Here is a 15689-nt window from a genome sequence, read left to right on the forward strand (position 1 = left end):
ACGATCGGGGGAATCCACGGAGAACCGCGCGTCCGCGCCGGGCGTCCATCAGGTGGACATCGCATCCCGGACGTCAGGCGGTTGGCCGTAGACTCATTGGTCGATACCGCTGGTGACACGCGCGTCGCGCGTGGGAGGAGCAATCAATCATGTCCAGGGCTTGGCGTGGCCTGATCGAGGAGTACCGCGACCGACTGCCGGTCTCCACGGCGACGCCCGTGGTGACCCTGCTCGAGGGGGGCACGCCCCTCCTGCCCGCCAGGCGCGTGTCCCAGATCACCGGCTGCGACGTCCATCTCAAAGTCGAGGGCCTCAACCCGACCGGCAGCTTCAAGGACCGCGGCATGACCGTGGCCATCAGCAAGGCCGTCGAGGAGGGCGCCAAGGCCGTCATCTGCGCCTCGACGGGGAACACCAGCGCGTCGGCCGCGGCCTACGCCGTACGTGCCGGGCTGCGGTGCGCGGTGCTCGTGCCCCGCGGCAAGATCGCGATGGGCAAGCTGGCCCAGGCGCTCGTGCACGGCGCGAAGCTGCTCCAGGTGGAGGGATCGTTCGACGACTGCCTGGAGATGACCAGGAAGCTCGCGGAGAACTACCCGATCGCGCTGGTCAACTCCGTCAACCCGCATCGTCTCCAGGGGCAGAAGACGGCGGCCTTCGAGATCGTCGACGCGCTCGGCGACGCGCCGGACGTCCACTGCATCCCCGTCGGCAACGCGGGGAACATCTCGGCCTACTGGATGGGCTACACGGAGTACGCCGCGGACGGCCTGGCCGGCAAGCGGCCGCGTATGCTCGGTTTCCAGGCGAGCGGTGCGGCCCCGCTGGTGTCGGGGGCCCCGGTGACCCACCCGCACACGATCGCGACGGCCATCCGCATCGGAAACCCGGCCTCCTGGCGTCTCGCCGAGGCCGCCCGCGACGAGTCGGGCGGCCGCATCCAGGCCGTCACCGACCGCCAGATCGCCGCGGCGTACAAGCTGCTCGCGCAGGAGGAGGGCGTGTTCGTCGAGCTCGCCTCGGCCGCGAGCGTCGCCGGCCTGCTGATGGCGCACGAGCAGGGCCTGGTCACGCCCGGAGAGCGCGTGGTCTGTACGGTGACGGGAAACGGGCTCAAGGACCCGGACTGGGCCATCTCCGGCGCGCCGTCCCCGGTGACGATTCCCACCGACGCCTACGCCGCCGCTTCGGCGCTCGGCCTCGACTGACCTCGGCCGCTCCGGCGTGCCCCGTCCCCGCCCATGCCTGTCCGGTCCGATTCGGTCCCGGGCCTCGCCCGCGTGTCCGGATGGCCTGAACGCCCCGTTCGTCGATAGGACATGAATGGAACTGTGTGAATGACGGATAGTCACGGCGTCGTGGTCCGGGTGCCGGCGACCAGCGCCAATCTCGGCCCCGGATTCGACAGCCTCGGCCTCGCGCTCGATCTGTACGACGAGGTGGAGGCCGCCGTGCTCGGCGCGGACGGCGCGCTCCTCGAGGACGTACGGGTCGAGGTCGAGGGGGAGGGCGCCGACGGGGACGAGCTGCATCGGGGCGAGGGGCACCTGATCGTCAAGACCATGCGGGCCGCGTTCGACCGGATGGGCGTCGCCCAGCCGCCCGGCATCAGGCTGCGCTGCCACAACCGGATCCCGCACGCGCGCGGCCTCGGCTCCTCCTCGGCCGCGATCTGCGCGGGAATCCTCGCCGCACGTGCCCTGGCCCCCGCCGTCGTCGCACGCACCGCCGGCGCTCGGGACGAGGCGGAGGCCGTACGGCCCATGCCGGACGACGAGGTGTTCGCGCTGGCCACAGAGCTGGAGGGGCATCCGGACAACGTGGCCCCCTGCCTGGCGGGCGGACTCACCATCGCCTGGACGGACCAGTCCGGAACAGCGAGTATGGTGAAACTGTCGCCGCATGACGACGTCCGCCCGATCGCGTTGATCCCGGGCTTCCGATTGTCAACGGAGGCGGCGCGGGGGCTGCTGCCGAAGGACGTTCCGCATTCGGACGCCGCGGCCAACGCGGCTCGCGCGGCGTTGCTCGTCGCGGCACTCACACAACGGCCGGAACTCGGCCTGCTGCTCGCCGGTACGGAAGACCGTCTTCATCAGGACCACCGCGCTCCCGCGATGCCGGGCACGGCGGAACTGGTGCGGAGTCTTCGCGCCGCCGGTGTGCCCGCAGTGGTCTCGGGGGCCGGTCCCACAGTTCTCGTGTTCGTGACACGGGACATCGAGGATTTGATCGCGCCTAAAGTGGGTAGTGACTGGCACATCCAGCCAATGAACGTCGACCCACGTGGTGCGTACGTTCGGTTTCCCGAGACACGCTGATGCCTCTTCGACCTTCAGGGAATAGTTGTGCGCGCTGGTGATGTTAGGCTGATAGCCGCACCAGGTGCCCCCGTGTTGGGTGCGTGCTTGTCATTCGCACATCGCTGCACTTCGCTCCGCGTCCTTCGACGCGGGCAGGGCGATTTTCCCGAAGCCGTTACCTTCAGTCGGCCCGCTTCCGAGCGGCCTGGCGAGAGGCGGGGTTCTCGGAGACACGCGCGTTCGATCCACCAAGACATCTGGTTGGTGACGGCAATCCGGGGGAAGTCCCCCGGGCACCTACCGCTTGAGAGTCCCGAGGGTCATCGACACATGAGACTCGTCAAGCCCGGCCCGGTCTGTCCCGCCGGGTCGCACCACCGGGACGCCTGGACGCATGATTCCGGCGCCCGACCCCTGGGAAGGACCCTTAGTTGAGCGACACCACCGAACTCCTCTCCGACGGCCAGGCCGCCGGCGACACCCCCACCAGCGCCCCGGCCCGACGTCGTCGCTCCGGCACCGGCCTCGCCGCCATGGTGCTCCCTGAGCTGCAGGCTCTGGCGTCGACCTTGGGCATAACCGGGATCGGACGGATGCGTAAGAGCCAACTCATCGCGGCCATCCAGGAGAGGCAGGGCGAGAAGCCGGGCGAGCCGGGACAGGCCGCCGCCGAGCAGAAGCCCGCCGAGACCGCGGCCCCGGCCGCTCCCGCCGCGACCACGGCCGCTGAGCGACCTGCTCGTGGCCGTAGGGAACGTTCCCGCAGCGCAGCGAAGCCCGCGGCGGCTGAAGAAGCGGCCGCGGCACAGGCGGTAACGGCGGAGCCGGCCGCGCAGCCGGTTGCGGCCGAGCCCGCCGCCGAGCGCGAGGAGCGGCCCGCTGCGCCCGAACCCGTGGCGAGCGCTCCCGCCGTGGTCAGCGCGCCCGCCGACGGCGTGACCGGCCAGTCGTCCACCGCTTCACCGGCGACGTCGGCCGACTCGCATGCGGACGTCGCGTCGGGTGAGACGCGCGGCGAGGGCCGATCCGAGCGCAACGGCGACCGGCGCGAGCGGCGTACCCGCGGCGACCGGCGCGACCGCTCCGAGCGGGACGGCCGCGACGGTCGTAATGGCCGTGACAGCCGGTCCGACCAGCGCCCCGTGGCGGCCGACTCCGGTGACGGCCAGAGCCGAGGCCGCGACCAGCAGAGCCACGACCAGAACGGCCGCGGCGACAGCAGGAGCGATCACCAAAGTGATGACGGCCGCGGCCGGCGCGGCCGGTTCCGCGAGCGCAACCGCCGCGGGCGTGACCGTTTCGACAGCGGCGAGCCGGTGATCAGCGAGGATGACGTCCTGATCCCGATCGCGGGCATCCTCGACATTCTCGACAACTACGCGTTCGTGCGGACCAGCGGCTACCTGCCGGGGGCCAACGACGTGTACGTCTCGCTGGCGCAGATCCGCAGGCACGGCCTGCGCAAGGGCGACGTCGTGACCGGCGCCGTACGGCAGCCGCGCGAGGGGGAGCGGCGCGAGAAGTTCAACGCGCTCGTCCGCCTCGACTCGGTGAACGGCATGGAGCCGGATCAGGCCCGTCAGCGGCCCGACTTCAACAAGCTCACGCCGCTCTACCCGCAGGAGCGCCTGCGCCTGGAGACCGAGCCGAACATCCTCACCACGCGGATCATCGACCTGGTCTCGCCGATCGGAAAGGGCCAGCGCGGCCTCATCGTCTCGCCGCCTAAGGCAGGAAAGACGATGGTGCTGCAGGCGATCGCCAACGCGATCACCCGTAACAACCCCGAGTGCCACCTGATGGTCGTCCTCGTCGACGAGCGTCCGGAAGAGGTCACCGACATGCAGCGGACGGTGAAGGGCGAGATCATCCACTCGACCTTCGACCGGCCGGCCGAGGACCACACCACCGTCGCCGAGCTGGCGATCGAGCGGGCCAAGCGCCTGGTCGAGCTGGGCCACGACGTGGTCGTCCTGCTCGACTCGATCACCCGGCTGGGCCGCGCCTACAACCTCGCCGCGCCCGCGAGCGGCCGCATCCTGTCCGGCGGTGTCGATTCCACGGCCCTCTACCCGCCGAAGCGCTTCTTCGGCGCCGCACGCAACATCGAGAACGGCGGCTCGCTGACGATCCTCGCCACCGCGCTGGTGGAGACCGGCTCGAAGATGGACGAGGTCATCTTCGAGGAGTTCAAGGGCACCGGCAACATGGAGCTCAAGCTCAACCGGTCGCTGGCCGACAAGAGGATCTTCCCCGCTGTGGACGTGGACGCGTCCAGCACACGCAAGGAGGAGATCCTGATGGGCAAGGAGGAGCTGTCCATCGTGTGGAAGCTCCGCCGCGTCCTCCACGCCCTCGACATGCAGCAGGCGCTGGAGCTCCTCATCGAGAAGATGAAGGAGACCAAGTCCAACGCCGAGTTCCTGCTCCAGGTGCAGAAGACCACGGTCAGCAGCGACCGCGACTGACACCCGCCTGAGCTCGGGCGACGCCCCGTACGGCCTTGCCGTACGGGGCGTTCGCCTGCCGGGGCGGGCCCCCTGTGACAGACCGTGCGGCGGGACCGCGGGACGGAGGACGTCAGGCCCGTACGGATGCTCCGTACGGGCCTGACGAAGTGGCCGGGGGTCCGGCCGGCTACTTCTTCTTGACGATGCTGACGTACTTGGTGTTGGACTTGGTCCCGTACGTGTAACGGGTGCCGGTCGCCGTGACGATCCAGTAGCCGTTGTACTTGGGCTTCACGGTCTTGGTGAACTTACCGGTGGTGGTCGCCCGCAGGTAGGTGACGAACTTCCACTTCTTGGTGCCCTTCTTCTTGAAGTAGAGCTTCACGAACTTCTTGCTCCACGCCTTGGAGCCTCGATAGACCTTGCCGTAGAGCTTGGTGCTCTTGCCCTTCTTCACCTTGGCCGGCGAAGCATAGAACTTGATCTTCGACTTGACCTTCGAGGAGCCGGACGTGAAGACGCTGAAGCTCTTGGTGAAGGCGTACTTCTTGGATCCACGCTCGACCGAGACCTTGAAGTCCCAGGAGCCGGTGGGGGTGCTGTAGTCGAACGCGCTCGAGTCGTGGTAGGACTTGCCGTCCGTCTCCAGGCCGGTGCCGAGTGAGTAGTAGTCGTCCGAGCTCCTGCTCTCGAGACGCACATCGGTGATCTTCTCGTCGCCGTACTTCTCGATCTGGAACTCGACGAAGATGTCGATCTCCTTGCCCGACTTCAGGTAGACCGGGTCCGGGTTCACCCGCATGCCCGTCACCCGGGTGGCCGGCTTCACGCTGAAGGCGAGCGGTGTGTCAGCGGACTTCCACGCGTCGTCCGACAGGGAGGGCTCGGACTTGTCGGCGGCGAGCCGGAGGAGTTGGAGCTGCCACTTGTCCCCGGGCCTGTCGCTCGACGACACCGGGATCGAGCCCGACATGGTGGCCGTGCGGGGCGTCTTGTCGTCCTTGGCGAGCTGGGTGACGTCGGCGCCGTGCCAGGTCACCTCGGAGGCGCCGGAATCGGTGGTGAAGCGCGCCCAGACCTTGTACTTCGGCTCGCCCTTCTTGGCGCCGCTGTTCTCGTACGGCTCGGTGACGTCAAAGGTGAAGGTGATCTTGTCGCTGCCGTAAGGCGGGATGAAGAGATCGCCGCCCAGCTTCGGGGCCGAGATCGTGTTATCCGCCAGGAGGGCGGCCGAGGCGGCGCTCGCGGGGGAGGCTACGGTGACGGCCGCACCGGTGGCGAAGACCGCCACCCCCGTTGCGGCCGCCAACGCGAGCCGCAGGCTTTTCCTCATGGATACCCCTATCATTGGCCAAATTGAGGGAAAAGTCGGGTTTGAGGGTTGCAGCCTAGTGGTGCCGATGTTAAGCGTCCACCAGAATGTGAACGTTTGTCCCATTTGCAGGAAATCCCATTAAGGATCACCCGCGCTTCGCGAGCTCATCTCGCCCACAGGAATAAGCCCATGGCCTGGCCGGGTTACAGGATCTGGCACACTGGTAGCCGAACCGCAGCGGTACCGGTTCCCGCACGCGCATGCGAGGTGTGCCGATGCGCGCAGACCGTACGGCACAGCCGTACGTGCAGAAGCGACCCGGCGACCGCACCCTAGCGTTAGGACTGAGGACATGAAGCCCGACATCCACCCGGAGTACGTGCTCACGCAGGTGACCTGCACCTGCGGGAACTCGTTCACCACCCGTAGCACGGCGAAGAACGGCGTCATCCGCGCCGACGTCTGCTCGGCCTGCCACCCGTTCTACACGGGCAAGCAGAAGATCCTCGACACCGGTGGCCGGGTGGCCCGCTTCGAGGCGCGCTTCGGCAAGAAGGCCCAGGGCAAGACGGGCAAGTAGCTCATCCCAGACGCCGGCTCGGGTGCGGCTCTCGGTCAACGAGGGCCGCGTCCGGGTCGGCGTTCTTGGTGATTGGGGATGGGAATGCCCCCAGGCCGGATATCCGAGGACGTCGCGGAAGGAGCGGGAGAGTTGAACCTCGACGAGATCATTGGTGAGTACGCGGACCTCGAACTGCGGCTCGCCGACCCCGCTGTGCACGCCGATCAGGCGAAGGCGAGGACCTACGGCAAGCGCTACGCGGTGCTCACGCCCATCGTCGCCACCTATCGGGAGCTGGAGACCGTCCGCCAGGACCTCGCAGCGGCGAGGGAACTTGCCGCCGAGGACCCGACATTCGCCGAGGAGGCGGCCGAGCTGGAGGGCCGCATCCCGGGCCTGGAGGAGAAGCTGACGCACCTCCTCGTCCCCCGAGACCCGAACGACGACAAGGACGTCATCATGGAGATCAAGGCCGGTGAGGGCGGCCAGGAGTCCGCCCTGTTCGCCGGTGATCTCCTGCGGATGTACCTCAGGTACGCCGAGCGGGTCGGCTACAAGACCGAGATCATCGACGCGCAGCACTCCGATCTCGGCGGCTACAAGGACGTCACGGTCGCCATAAAGGGCAGGGAGGGCGTCTGGTCGCGGCTGAAGTTCGAGGGCGGCGTGCACCGGGTCCAGCGGGTGCCCGTGACCGAGTCCCAGGGGCGCATCCACACCTCCGCCGCCGGTGTGCTGATCTACCCGGAGGCGGAGGAGGTCGACATCCAGATCGACCCGAACGACCTGCGGATCGACGTCTTCCGGTCCAGCGGCCCCGGTGGGCAGAGCGTCAACACCACCGACTCGGCGGTCCGGATCACCCACATTCCGAGCGGCGTGGTCGTCTCGTGTCAGAACGAGAAGAGCCAGCTCCAGAACAAGGAGTCGGCCCTGCGCATTCTGCGCGCCCGCCTCATGTCCATGGCGCAGGAGGAGGCCGAGGCCGCGGCCATGGCCGAGCGCAAGTCCCAGGTGCGTACGGTCGACCGTTCCGAGCGGGTCCGCACGTACAACTTCCCGGAGAACCGGATCTCCGATCACCGGGTGGGCTACAAGGCGTACAACCTCGACCAAGTTCTGGATGGCGATCTCGACGCGGTGATACAGGCTTTGTTGGACGCGGAATTGGCGGAGAAGCTCGCGGCCCATTCGTGACCGAGCCGAGCCGAGACGGCGACCGAAGTCAGAGCCCAGCAGCAGACATAAGAGAGCCCGAGCCACAAGAGACCGTGCCGTAAGAGACATGACCTTCCTGCTCGATGAGATCGCCCTCGCGACCGCCCGGCTCGCCGAGGCGGGCGTGCCGTCCCCGCGTACGGACGCCGAAGAGATCGCGGCCTTCGTGCACGGCGTGTCCAGGGGACAGCTCCACCTGGTCAAGGACGCCGATTTCGACGCGCGGTTCTGGGAGGGCATCGCCCGCAGGGAATCCCGCGAGCCGCTGCAGCACATCACGGGCCGTGCCTACTTCCGCTATCTGTCGCTCGAGGTCGGGCCCGGGGTGTTCGTGCCTCGTCCGGAGACCGAGATCGTGGCGGGCTGGGCGATCGACCGGCTGCGCGAGATGGACGTCGCCTCCCCGATCGTCGTGGACCTCGGCACCGGTTCCGGGGCCATCGCGCTGTCCATCGCGCAGGAGGTCGCGCTCGCCCAGGTGCATGCCGTCGAGATCGACCCCCTGGCGTACGGCTGGGCGAAGCGCAACATCCTCGAGCACGGACAGGGCCGCACCACGCTCCATCCCGAGGACCTCGCCGACTGTCTGCCCGAGCTCGACGGGCGGGTGGATCTGGTGATCTCCAATCCGCCGTACATCCCGCCGGGTGCGGTGCCACGCGACCCGGAGGTGCGCGACTATGATCCGTCGCGCGCGTTGTACGGCTCGGGCGAGGACGGCCTGGACGAGGTGAGGGCCGTGGAGCGTACGGCACGGCGGCTGCTGCGGCCGGGCGGTTTCGTGGCGGTCGAGCACGCCGACGAGCAGGGAAACTCGGTGTACTGGCTGTTCCCGGAGGAGAACGGCTGGCGTGACGTGCGCCTCCGCCAGGATCTGACCGGTCGGGACCGCTTCGTCACCGCGCGCCTGGAACAGGACTGAACAGGACCGAACAGGATCAACAGGACTGAACAGGACCGAACAGGATCAACAGGACTTAACGGAACCGAGCAGGATCAAGCACGACCGAGCAGCACCGACCGGCCCTCCGGGAGAGGGCGCCGATGGAAGGATGGGGTTGTGAGCCGACGGTATGACTGTGTCGACAAGAGCGGGCGGGCCGAGGGGCTGGCCGAGGCGAAGGCGGCCGTAGGACGAGGCGAGCTCGTGGTCCTCCCCACCGACACCGTCTACGGCATCGGCTGCGACGCGTTCGTGCACGCGGCCGTGCGAGACCTGCTCGAGGCGAAGGGACGGGGCAGGGACATGCCGGTTCCCGTGCTCGTCGGCACCGTCAAGGCGGCCAACGCGCTGGTCGAGAGCCTCGGCATGTACGGCCAGGACCTCATGGACGCCTTCTGGCCCGGCCCGCTCACGCTGATCCTGCGCGTCAACCGGTCGCTGTCGTGGGACCTGGGCGACACCAAGGGCACGGTCGCGCTCCGGATGCCGCTGCATCAGATCGCCCTGGATCTGCTCAAGGAGACCGGTCCGATGGCCGTGTCGAGCGCCAACCGGTCGGGCATGCCGCCGGCGACCACCATCGAGCAGGCCGAGGAGCAGCTCGGCGACTCGGTGTCGGTCTACCTCGACGGCGGTCCGTGCGACGAGAACGTGCCCTCCACGATCGTGGACCTCACGACGGCCGTGCCCCGGGTGCTGCGCAAGGGGGCGATCCCGGTCGACAAGATCCGCCCCGTGGTGGGCTATCTGGCCACCGAGGACTAGGACCTGTCTCCACCCGGGCGGACCCCGGCCCGGGGGACTCACCTCCGTGATTCTGCGTTTGTGACTGCAAGATCACGGGCGGTGTCTTCGCAGCTCAGCGAGTGGGTCTGCGAGAAACCGCAAGATCGGAGACGAGAAATGCCTGGTCACGGCCGGATGCGCGAGTTCTCGCAATATCACGGGGTGCGAGTGGGCACGTTTCATTCATGCATTCTGGCTATCGGACTTCATTAACGTCGTCGGTCAGGCTACGGTGAAGTGCGCGGATATCTCTGTGGAGGCGCGCCTTGGCCAAGCTCGACGGAATGGATCCCAAGCTCGTACGTGAACTGCTGCGGGAGGTCCAGCAGGCCGGCAGGGAGATGCAGGACGTCGAGGCCCGGGTGACGGGGTTGATGCGCCAGGCGGGAGTCGCCGCGCATGTGACGTACCGCCCGGTGCAGGTGGCCGACGAGTGCACTTCGATGGTCAAGGATGTGACCGGCCGGCTGACTCTGCTGGAGAAGAAAGAGAAACAGCGGAGCGGGAACGGCAAGCCGACCGAGGACAAGGGCCAGAAGTTTCATCAGGAGCCGGACATCACCATGCCGGCGGACGATCCGAAACCTGAGGCTCACAAGTCGGATGGCACGAAGGCGGATCACAAACCGGACCAGAAGGCCGACCATAAACCGGAGAAGACCGATCACAAGGCCGACCATAAGCCGGACAAGGCAGATGGAAAGGCGGACGATCACCGGGCGGGCGACAAGACCGGGAACGGGACGAAGCACAGCGGGACATCGACCGGAGGTACGCCGCACACCGCGGCCCCGGCGACGCACAGCGCGGCCGATGACGCGACACCCGCGAAGACCGGCGACAAGAGTCAACGGGTGGTCGAAGGTTCCCTGTCGCAGCCTCCGAGAAGCGGCGGCGAGACCGCACACGCCGGCCCGCCGACAGGTCCGGCGCCGGAGCAGCCGACCGGCCACGCCAACGGTCAGCCGACAGGTCAGCCCACCGGACATCCGGTCGGTCAACCGGCCGGGCAGGCGGACGGCCAGCCGACGGGCCGGCCGAATGGGCAGCAGCCCGATCCTCAGGCGAGCCGGCCCGGTGATCCGAACGCGCACGGCACCGGTGCGAACGGCGTCACGAGTCCGGCCACCGGGGCCGGCACGGGCGATCCGGCCGGCGGCGCGAGCGCACCGGGCGGCGGAACGGCGACCTGTCAGTGCGGCGGCGTCTGCCACTGCGGCATGACGAACGGCACGGGCACCACCGCTGCGAACGGCACGGGCACCACCGCTGCGAACGGCACGGGAACGGGCGGCGGCGTCCCCACGACAACACCAGGCACCGCCACCACAGGCACCGCCACCACAGGCACCACGGCCGGCGTGGCCGACGCCTCGTACACCGGCGCCGGTCAGGGAACGACACCCCAGGCTCCGGGCGTGGGCGTCACGAACGACGCCGCCGCCGCGACCGGCGCAGCGAACACGGCCGGTACGGTCCACACCGTGCAGGATGCGAGCGGCACCGGCGGCGTTCCGGTCGGGAACGACTCCCAGATCATCGACACCCTGGGCAAGGACCATCCCGACGACGTCGATCAGACCGCCGGTCGCCGGGTGATCGTGGTCGACGGGGTCAAGGTCGTCAGCACGCCGATGAACCAGCCCGGCATCATGGACGCTCCGAGCGCCGGCGCCCAGCCCGCGCATACGGTCGCGGGTCCCCATCCCGACGGTCCGCCGGGGATCGTCGAGCCGGGCCGACCCGCCCACTCCTCCGACGCCGCGAACGCGGGCACCGCCACCACGGGCACCGGTCACGTGGGCGGCGGCGACGCCGGACAGACGGGTTCCGCGCAGACGGGCCCAGGAAAGGCGGACTCAGGACAGGCGGCATCCGGGCCCGCGATCTCCGGGAGCGTCCAATCGGACCATACACCCGTCCAGCCGAGCCAGGCGCCCGGCCAATCGGGGCAGACGTCGAGCCACCCGGGGCTGGCGCCGGGAGACCCGATGGGCGACTACGTCGGCACCCCCGCCGACAACCTCACGGAGGATCCGTTCGCCGCCGGAGGCACGGACTCGGTGCCGGGAACTCCCGAGGACCAGGACGACCGCGTCCAGGACCGTCATTCCCAGGGCGACCCTCCGGCGGACGGCGGCGGGACCCGGCACGATGCGAACTCCGGCCGGCCGATGGTGGTGGAGGTCCACCTGGAGACCTCGCCCGACGACGCGGCCGTGCCCGGTGACTCCGCTCAGAGGGAGGTCAGACTTTGACGTTCGCCGACCCGCCGGCGCCCACACCACGTCAACCGGGTGAGCAGCCGCCGACCACGTCGACCACCGAGTTGCTCGCTCCGGGCGGCCAGCCGACGGGCTGGGTGTTCAACCCCGAATACCAGAAGCTCGTGGACCTCTGGCTCCAGGTTCTCCCGCAGATGGATCGTCTCACCAGATCGCTGGACAAGCCGTACAGCATGGCGCGCAGCAGGGACGTCTGGGACGCGCCGGTGTCCGGACGCTACGTCGAGGACCTGACCGAGTGGCGCAAGAGGCTGGCCATGTACCGCCAGGCGGTGCTCACCGCCATCAGTGATCAGGCGGCGGACACCCCCCGCTGGGTGCCGGGGGGTACGGGAGCGCCGCACGCGTTCTCCTGAGGGTGCGGCTGCGGGCGGCGCGGGAGTGACCAGGGTGCGCTAACGTCTGTCTTCGAAGGGTAAAGGGGCTGGCCGCGAAGCATCCGGTGTATCCCCGCGGTGAGAATGGCGGTCGGTGTCGCTTTCCCTGCGCAACGTATCCGCCTATGCAGGGAAACTGGGTTCCGTGAAGGAATATCTCCTCTTGGCGCTCGTCACGGCGGCGGTGACGTACCTCCTTGTGCCGCCGGTACGGGCATTCGCACTGCGGATCGGTGCGGCGCCAGAGGTTCGAGAACGGGATGTGCACAAGGTGCCCACACCCCGCCTCGGAGGACTCGCCATGTTCGGCGGCATGGCGGCCGGGCTGCTCATGGCCACTCAGCTCGAACACGTCGGCGCGGCGATCAGCAGCGGGCAGACCGGGAACACGGTGATCGCGCTGCTCGCCGCCGGCGGTCTGATCGTGCTGACCGGCTTCCTCGACGACTGGCTGGGCATGGACGCCCTGGTCAAACTCGGCGGCCAGGTCGCCTCGGGCGGCATCCTCGTCTACTTCGGGATGAACCTGTCGTTCCTGCCGCTGCCCCAGTCATGGGGGGGTTCCTACAGTCCGGACGCCAAGCTCCGTACCATCCTCACGATCCTGATCGTGGTGGTCGTCATCAACGCGGTGAACTTCGTCGACGGGCTGGACGGCCTGGCGGCCGGCATCGTCGGGATCGCCGCGCTCGCCACGTTCGCGTACTCGATCGCGCTGTCGCAGACCAGCAGCGGTTCGCGCATCAACGTGACGGCGGCGGTCGCGGCCATCCTCATCGGGATGTGCGTGGGCTTCCTGCCGCACAACTTCAACCCGGCGAAGATATTCATGGGCGACACCGGCGCCATGCTGATCGGTCTCCTGCTCGCCACCTCGCTGATCACCATCACCTCGTCGGTCGAGCCCGCAGCCGGGATCAACAAGTTCCCGGTCATCCTGCCGCTGGTGCTGCCGATCGCGGTGATGATCCTGCCACTGGCCGACCTGATCATGGCGGTGATCCGCCGCACTTCGGCCGGGCAGTCGCCCTTCCATCCCGACCGCGGCCATCTCCATCACCGCCTGCTGGACCTCGGCCACTCGCAACGGCGCAGCGTACTGATCATGTACGCGTGGACGTTCCTGTTCGCGTTCGCCATCGTCGGGTTGTCGATCGGCGGGGTTCCGCTCATCCTGTTCCCGCTGACGGTCCTGCTGGCCGTGGCCGTACTGGTCATGATGGCGCTGCCGAGGCTGCGGTCGCGGCAGGACATGATGCGCTACCGGAACGTGGGCGCGCACTCGGCCTCTCCCACGCGTCACAGGGACGTCTCGACTCGTCGTTGACCTGCGGAATCTCGTGCTTGCGCACGGTGATCGCCAGAAACGGCAGGTAAAGATGGCAGTCCGGAGCTTGTGATAGCTTTCACTAGCAAGGGATGCCCTAACGCGCCCCGTGAGGTACCAAACGCTCGCTTGATATCCGACACATGGAGTTCCGATGCAGGCCAACGACATACGCGTGCTCAAGAGCGCGGCGCTGCTCACCGCAGCAGCGGGCCTGCCGGCCATCGTCGTCGCGAGTCTCGTCGCCGGTGTGCAGGGGGCGATCGGCGCGGGCATCGGCCTCGCGCTGGTGGCGGTGTTCTTCACCGTCGGCCTGGTCGTGGTCACCTGGGCCGGCCGGATCTCGCCGGCCGCGATGATGCTGGCGGCGGTGGCCGGCTACACGGTCAAGGTTCTGCTCATCATGGCGTTCCTGAAGGCGTTCGAGGACACCACCGCCTTCCACCCCCGGGCATTCGCGTGGACCGTGATCGTCTGCACCCTGGTCTGGACCGTGGGGGAGATGCGCGGTTTCGTGAAGCTGAAAATGCTTTACGTCGAGCCCGGCCGCGACGCGCTTCCCGGTCGGGGCAGTTCCGATGTCGCCTAGTGTCACTCCTGTCGTACCCGGCTCCGCCGCATCGCCCAAATCGGACAGCGCCATGAGGCGTTCCGTCCGGACGAACCCTGGCAGTCCGGGCACTAAACTTGACGCGGGCGGGCCCGATATGACTAGCCCTGCTTCCGGCTGCTATGGTCATGCCCGCGATGAGCGAAAAGGAGCGTCGGCCCGAGGACGACGGCCGCGACTTCGCCAACGCCGCCTGGTCGATTCCCAGCTATCTGCTCGCAGGGATCATTCTGTACGGCGGCGCCGGCTGGTTGCTGAGCCGTTGGACCGGCGTGGCCGTCTTCACGCCCATCGGGGTAATCCTCGGGGTCGTGCTCTCCATCTATCTGGTCTATCGGAAGTTCGGTCGCTGACCTCAGGCGACGATCAATTTTCCGACAAGACCTTCCTGATCCATTTCCACATCGAAGGGAACGCCGCGTGAACGCGCTGACGGTCCTCGCCGCCGATGAGTTCAAGGCTCCGGGGCTTGAACTGTTCGAAATCCCTCCGCTCTGGGACGGGGCGCCCTTCTGGCTGACCAAGCCGGTTGTGCTCGCGGTGCTGAGCTCACTGGCGATGATCTGGCTGTGCTGGTCCGCCTTCGCCAACCCCAAGCTGGTGCCGCGGGGGATCCAGAACGTGGCCGAGATGGGCTACATGTTCGTCCGCGACCAGATCGCCCGGCCGTTCCTCGGTAAGGACACCGACCGCTGGATGGGCCTGCTGCTCAGCATCTTCCTGCTGGTCTGGATGTGGAACCTGCTGGGCGTCGTCCCCATCCTCCAGTTCCCGGTCGCCTCGCACATCGCCTTCCCCATCGTGCTGGCGGCCAGCATCTACCTGCTGAAGATCTACCTTGGGATCAAGCACCAGGGCCCGATCGGCTACTTCAAGAACATGATGTTCCCGCCCGGGCTGCCCAAGTTCATCTACTTCCTGCTGGCCCCGATCGAGTTCCTGTCGAACCTGATCATCGCGCCGTTCACACACGCGGTCCGACTGTTCGCGAACATGTTCGCCGGCCACATGATCCTCGCCTTCTTCAGCATGGTCGGCTTCTGGTTCCTCTTCGAGAAGCTCACCCCCCTGGGCGCACCGGTGGGCGTGGTGGGCGTGCTCATGACGATCGCCATGACCGGCTTCGAGCTGTTCATCCAGTTCCTCCAGGCCTTCCTGTTCGCGCTGCTGGCCGCGATGTACATCGGCGGCTCGCTGCACCCCGAACACTGAGGTCTCTCCCCTAGTCCAGACCGGTGACAAGGGTCACCGGCCGTCCAGTGAAGGAAGCACCATGAACGTTCTCGCTGAGGTTACGGGCAACATCGGCGCCATCGGCTACGGCCTTGCCACGCTCGGCCCGGGTATCGGCGTCGGCCTGATCTTCGGCCAGGGCCTGCAGGCGATCGCCCGCAACCCCGAGGCGTACGGCATGATCCGCCAGAACATGCTGCTCGGCTTCGTTCTCGTCGAGGCGCTGGCGCTGATCGGCCTCGTCGCGCCGTTCATCTACTGAGGTCGACAACCCCTGACG

The 15689-nt window shown here is 67.9% G+C and carries 15 protein-coding genes; 14 read left to right on the forward strand and 1 reads right to left on the reverse strand.

Annotated features, from left to right (window positions below):
• Positions 1-149: 149 nt before the first annotated feature.
• From thrC to rho, 3 genes are all read left to right on the forward strand, one after another.
• A complete protein-coding gene (gene thrC / locus ACQP1K_RS07140) occupies positions 150-1208 on the forward strand; it encodes a threonine synthase (RefSeq protein WP_433500079.1) in 1059 nt (352 codons plus the stop codon).
• 129 nt (positions 1209-1337) lie between these two features.
• Entirely contained in the window at positions 1338-2321 is a 984-nt protein-coding gene (thrB, locus tag ACQP1K_RS07145; RefSeq protein ID WP_433500080.1) for a homoserine kinase, read from the forward strand.
• A gap of 413 nt (positions 2322-2734) precedes the next feature.
• Positions 2735-4771 (forward strand): transcription termination factor Rho, encoded by a 2037-nt coding sequence (gene rho, locus ACQP1K_RS07150; RefSeq protein WP_433500081.1) that lies wholly within the window; start codon positions 2735-2737, stop codon positions 4769-4771.
• Between the two features lie 169 nt (positions 4772-4940).
• On the opposite strand, the gene ACQP1K_RS07155 is transcribed toward rho, so the two are convergent.
• The gene (locus ACQP1K_RS07155; RefSeq protein WP_433500082.1) at positions 4941-6086 is read right to left on the reverse strand and encodes a hypothetical protein; all 1146 of its coding nucleotides are present in this window, start codon (positions 6084-6086) and stop codon (positions 4941-4943) included.
• Positions 6087-6420: 334 nt separating this feature from the next.
• Between ACQP1K_RS07155 and rpmE the strand changes: the two genes are divergently transcribed.
• From rpmE to atpE, 11 genes are all read left to right on the forward strand, one after another.
• On the forward strand, positions 6421-6648 hold the full coding sequence (rpmE, locus tag ACQP1K_RS07160; RefSeq protein WP_433500083.1) for a 50S ribosomal protein L31: 228 nt from the start codon (positions 6421-6423) through the stop codon (positions 6646-6648).
• A gap of 132 nt (positions 6649-6780) precedes the next feature.
• A complete protein-coding gene (gene prfA / locus ACQP1K_RS07165; RefSeq protein ID WP_433500084.1) occupies positions 6781-7827 on the forward strand; it encodes a peptide chain release factor 1 in 1047 nt (348 codons plus the stop codon).
• Between the two features lie 88 nt (positions 7828-7915).
• Positions 7916-8770 (forward strand): peptide chain release factor N(5)-glutamine methyltransferase, encoded by an 855-nt coding sequence (prmC, locus tag ACQP1K_RS07170; protein WP_433500085.1) that lies wholly within the window; start codon positions 7916-7918, stop codon positions 8768-8770.
• Between the two features lie 138 nt (positions 8771-8908).
• A complete protein-coding gene (locus ACQP1K_RS07175; protein WP_433500086.1) occupies positions 8909-9556 on the forward strand; it encodes an L-threonylcarbamoyladenylate synthase in 648 nt (215 codons plus the stop codon).
• A gap of 287 nt (positions 9557-9843) precedes the next feature.
• Complete coding sequence (locus ACQP1K_RS07180; protein WP_433500087.1) at positions 9844-11835, forward strand: hypothetical protein; 1992 nt, start codon at positions 9844-9846, stop codon at positions 11833-11835.
• The gene (locus ACQP1K_RS07185; protein WP_433500088.1) at positions 11832-12218 is read left to right on the forward strand and encodes a hypothetical protein; all 387 of its coding nucleotides are present in this window, start codon (positions 11832-11834) and stop codon (positions 12216-12218) included. The genes ACQP1K_RS07180 and ACQP1K_RS07185 overlap by 4 nt, the downstream gene beginning before the upstream one ends.
• A 166-nt stretch (positions 12219-12384) precedes the next feature.
• A complete protein-coding gene (locus tag ACQP1K_RS07190) occupies positions 12385-13566 on the forward strand; it encodes a glycosyltransferase family 4 protein (RefSeq protein WP_433500089.1) in 1182 nt (393 codons plus the stop codon).
• 154 nt (positions 13567-13720) lie between these two features.
• Positions 13721-14155 carry a hypothetical protein gene (locus tag ACQP1K_RS07195; protein WP_433500090.1) on the forward strand — a complete coding sequence of 145 codons (435 nt, stop codon included), beginning with the start codon at positions 13721-13723 and terminating at the stop codon, positions 14153-14155.
• A gap of 158 nt (positions 14156-14313) precedes the next feature.
• Positions 14314-14529, forward strand: a complete 216-nt coding sequence (locus tag ACQP1K_RS07200; RefSeq protein WP_063842768.1) for an AtpZ/AtpI family protein — start codon at positions 14314-14316, stop codon at positions 14527-14529.
• Positions 14530-14596: 67 nt separating this feature from the next.
• Positions 14597-15388: a F0F1 ATP synthase subunit A gene (gene atpB / locus ACQP1K_RS07205; RefSeq protein WP_433500091.1), complete on the forward strand. Its 792-nt coding sequence runs from the start codon at positions 14597-14599 to the stop codon at positions 15386-15388.
• A 61-nt stretch (positions 15389-15449) separates the two neighbouring features.
• Positions 15450-15671, forward strand: a complete 222-nt coding sequence (gene atpE / locus ACQP1K_RS07210) for an ATP synthase F0 subunit C (RefSeq protein ID WP_433500092.1) — start codon at positions 15450-15452, stop codon at positions 15669-15671.
• Positions 15672-15689: the final 18 nt, after the last annotated feature.

Origin of the sequence: Sphaerimonospora sp. CA-214678, assembly GCF_050942215.1 — a bacterium.
Lineage (GTDB): Bacteria > Actinomycetota > Actinomycetes > Streptosporangiales > Streptosporangiaceae > Sphaerimonospora.

Excerpts from the sequence above, each read along its gene's own strand:
- rpmE (WP_433500083.1), top strand. The coding sequence starts at position 6,421 with ATGAAGCCCGACATCCACCCGGAGTACGTGCTCACGCAGGTGACCTGC.
- thrB (WP_433500080.1), top strand. The coding sequence starts at position 1,338 with ATGACGGATAGTCACGGCGTCGTGGTCCGGGTGCCGGCGACCAGCGCC.
- ACQP1K_RS07200 (WP_063842768.1), top strand. The coding sequence starts at position 14,314 with ATGAGCGAAAAGGAGCGTCGGCCCGAGGACGACGGCCGCGACTTCGCC.
- atpE (WP_433500092.1), top strand. The coding sequence starts at position 15,450 with ATGAACGTTCTCGCTGAGGTTACGGGCAACATCGGCGCCATCGGCTAC.
- ACQP1K_RS07195 (WP_433500090.1), top strand. The coding sequence starts at position 13,721 with ATGCAGGCCAACGACATACGCGTGCTCAAGAGCGCGGCGCTGCTCACC.
- thrC (WP_433500079.1), top strand. The coding sequence starts at position 150 with ATGTCCAGGGCTTGGCGTGGCCTGATCGAGGAGTACCGCGACCGACTG.
- prmC (WP_433500085.1), top strand. The coding sequence starts at position 7,916 with ATGACCTTCCTGCTCGATGAGATCGCCCTCGCGACCGCCCGGCTCGCC.
- ACQP1K_RS07155 (WP_433500082.1), bottom strand. The coding sequence starts at position 6,086 with ATGAGGAAAAGCCTGCGGCTCGCGTTGGCGGCCGCAACGGGGGTGGCG.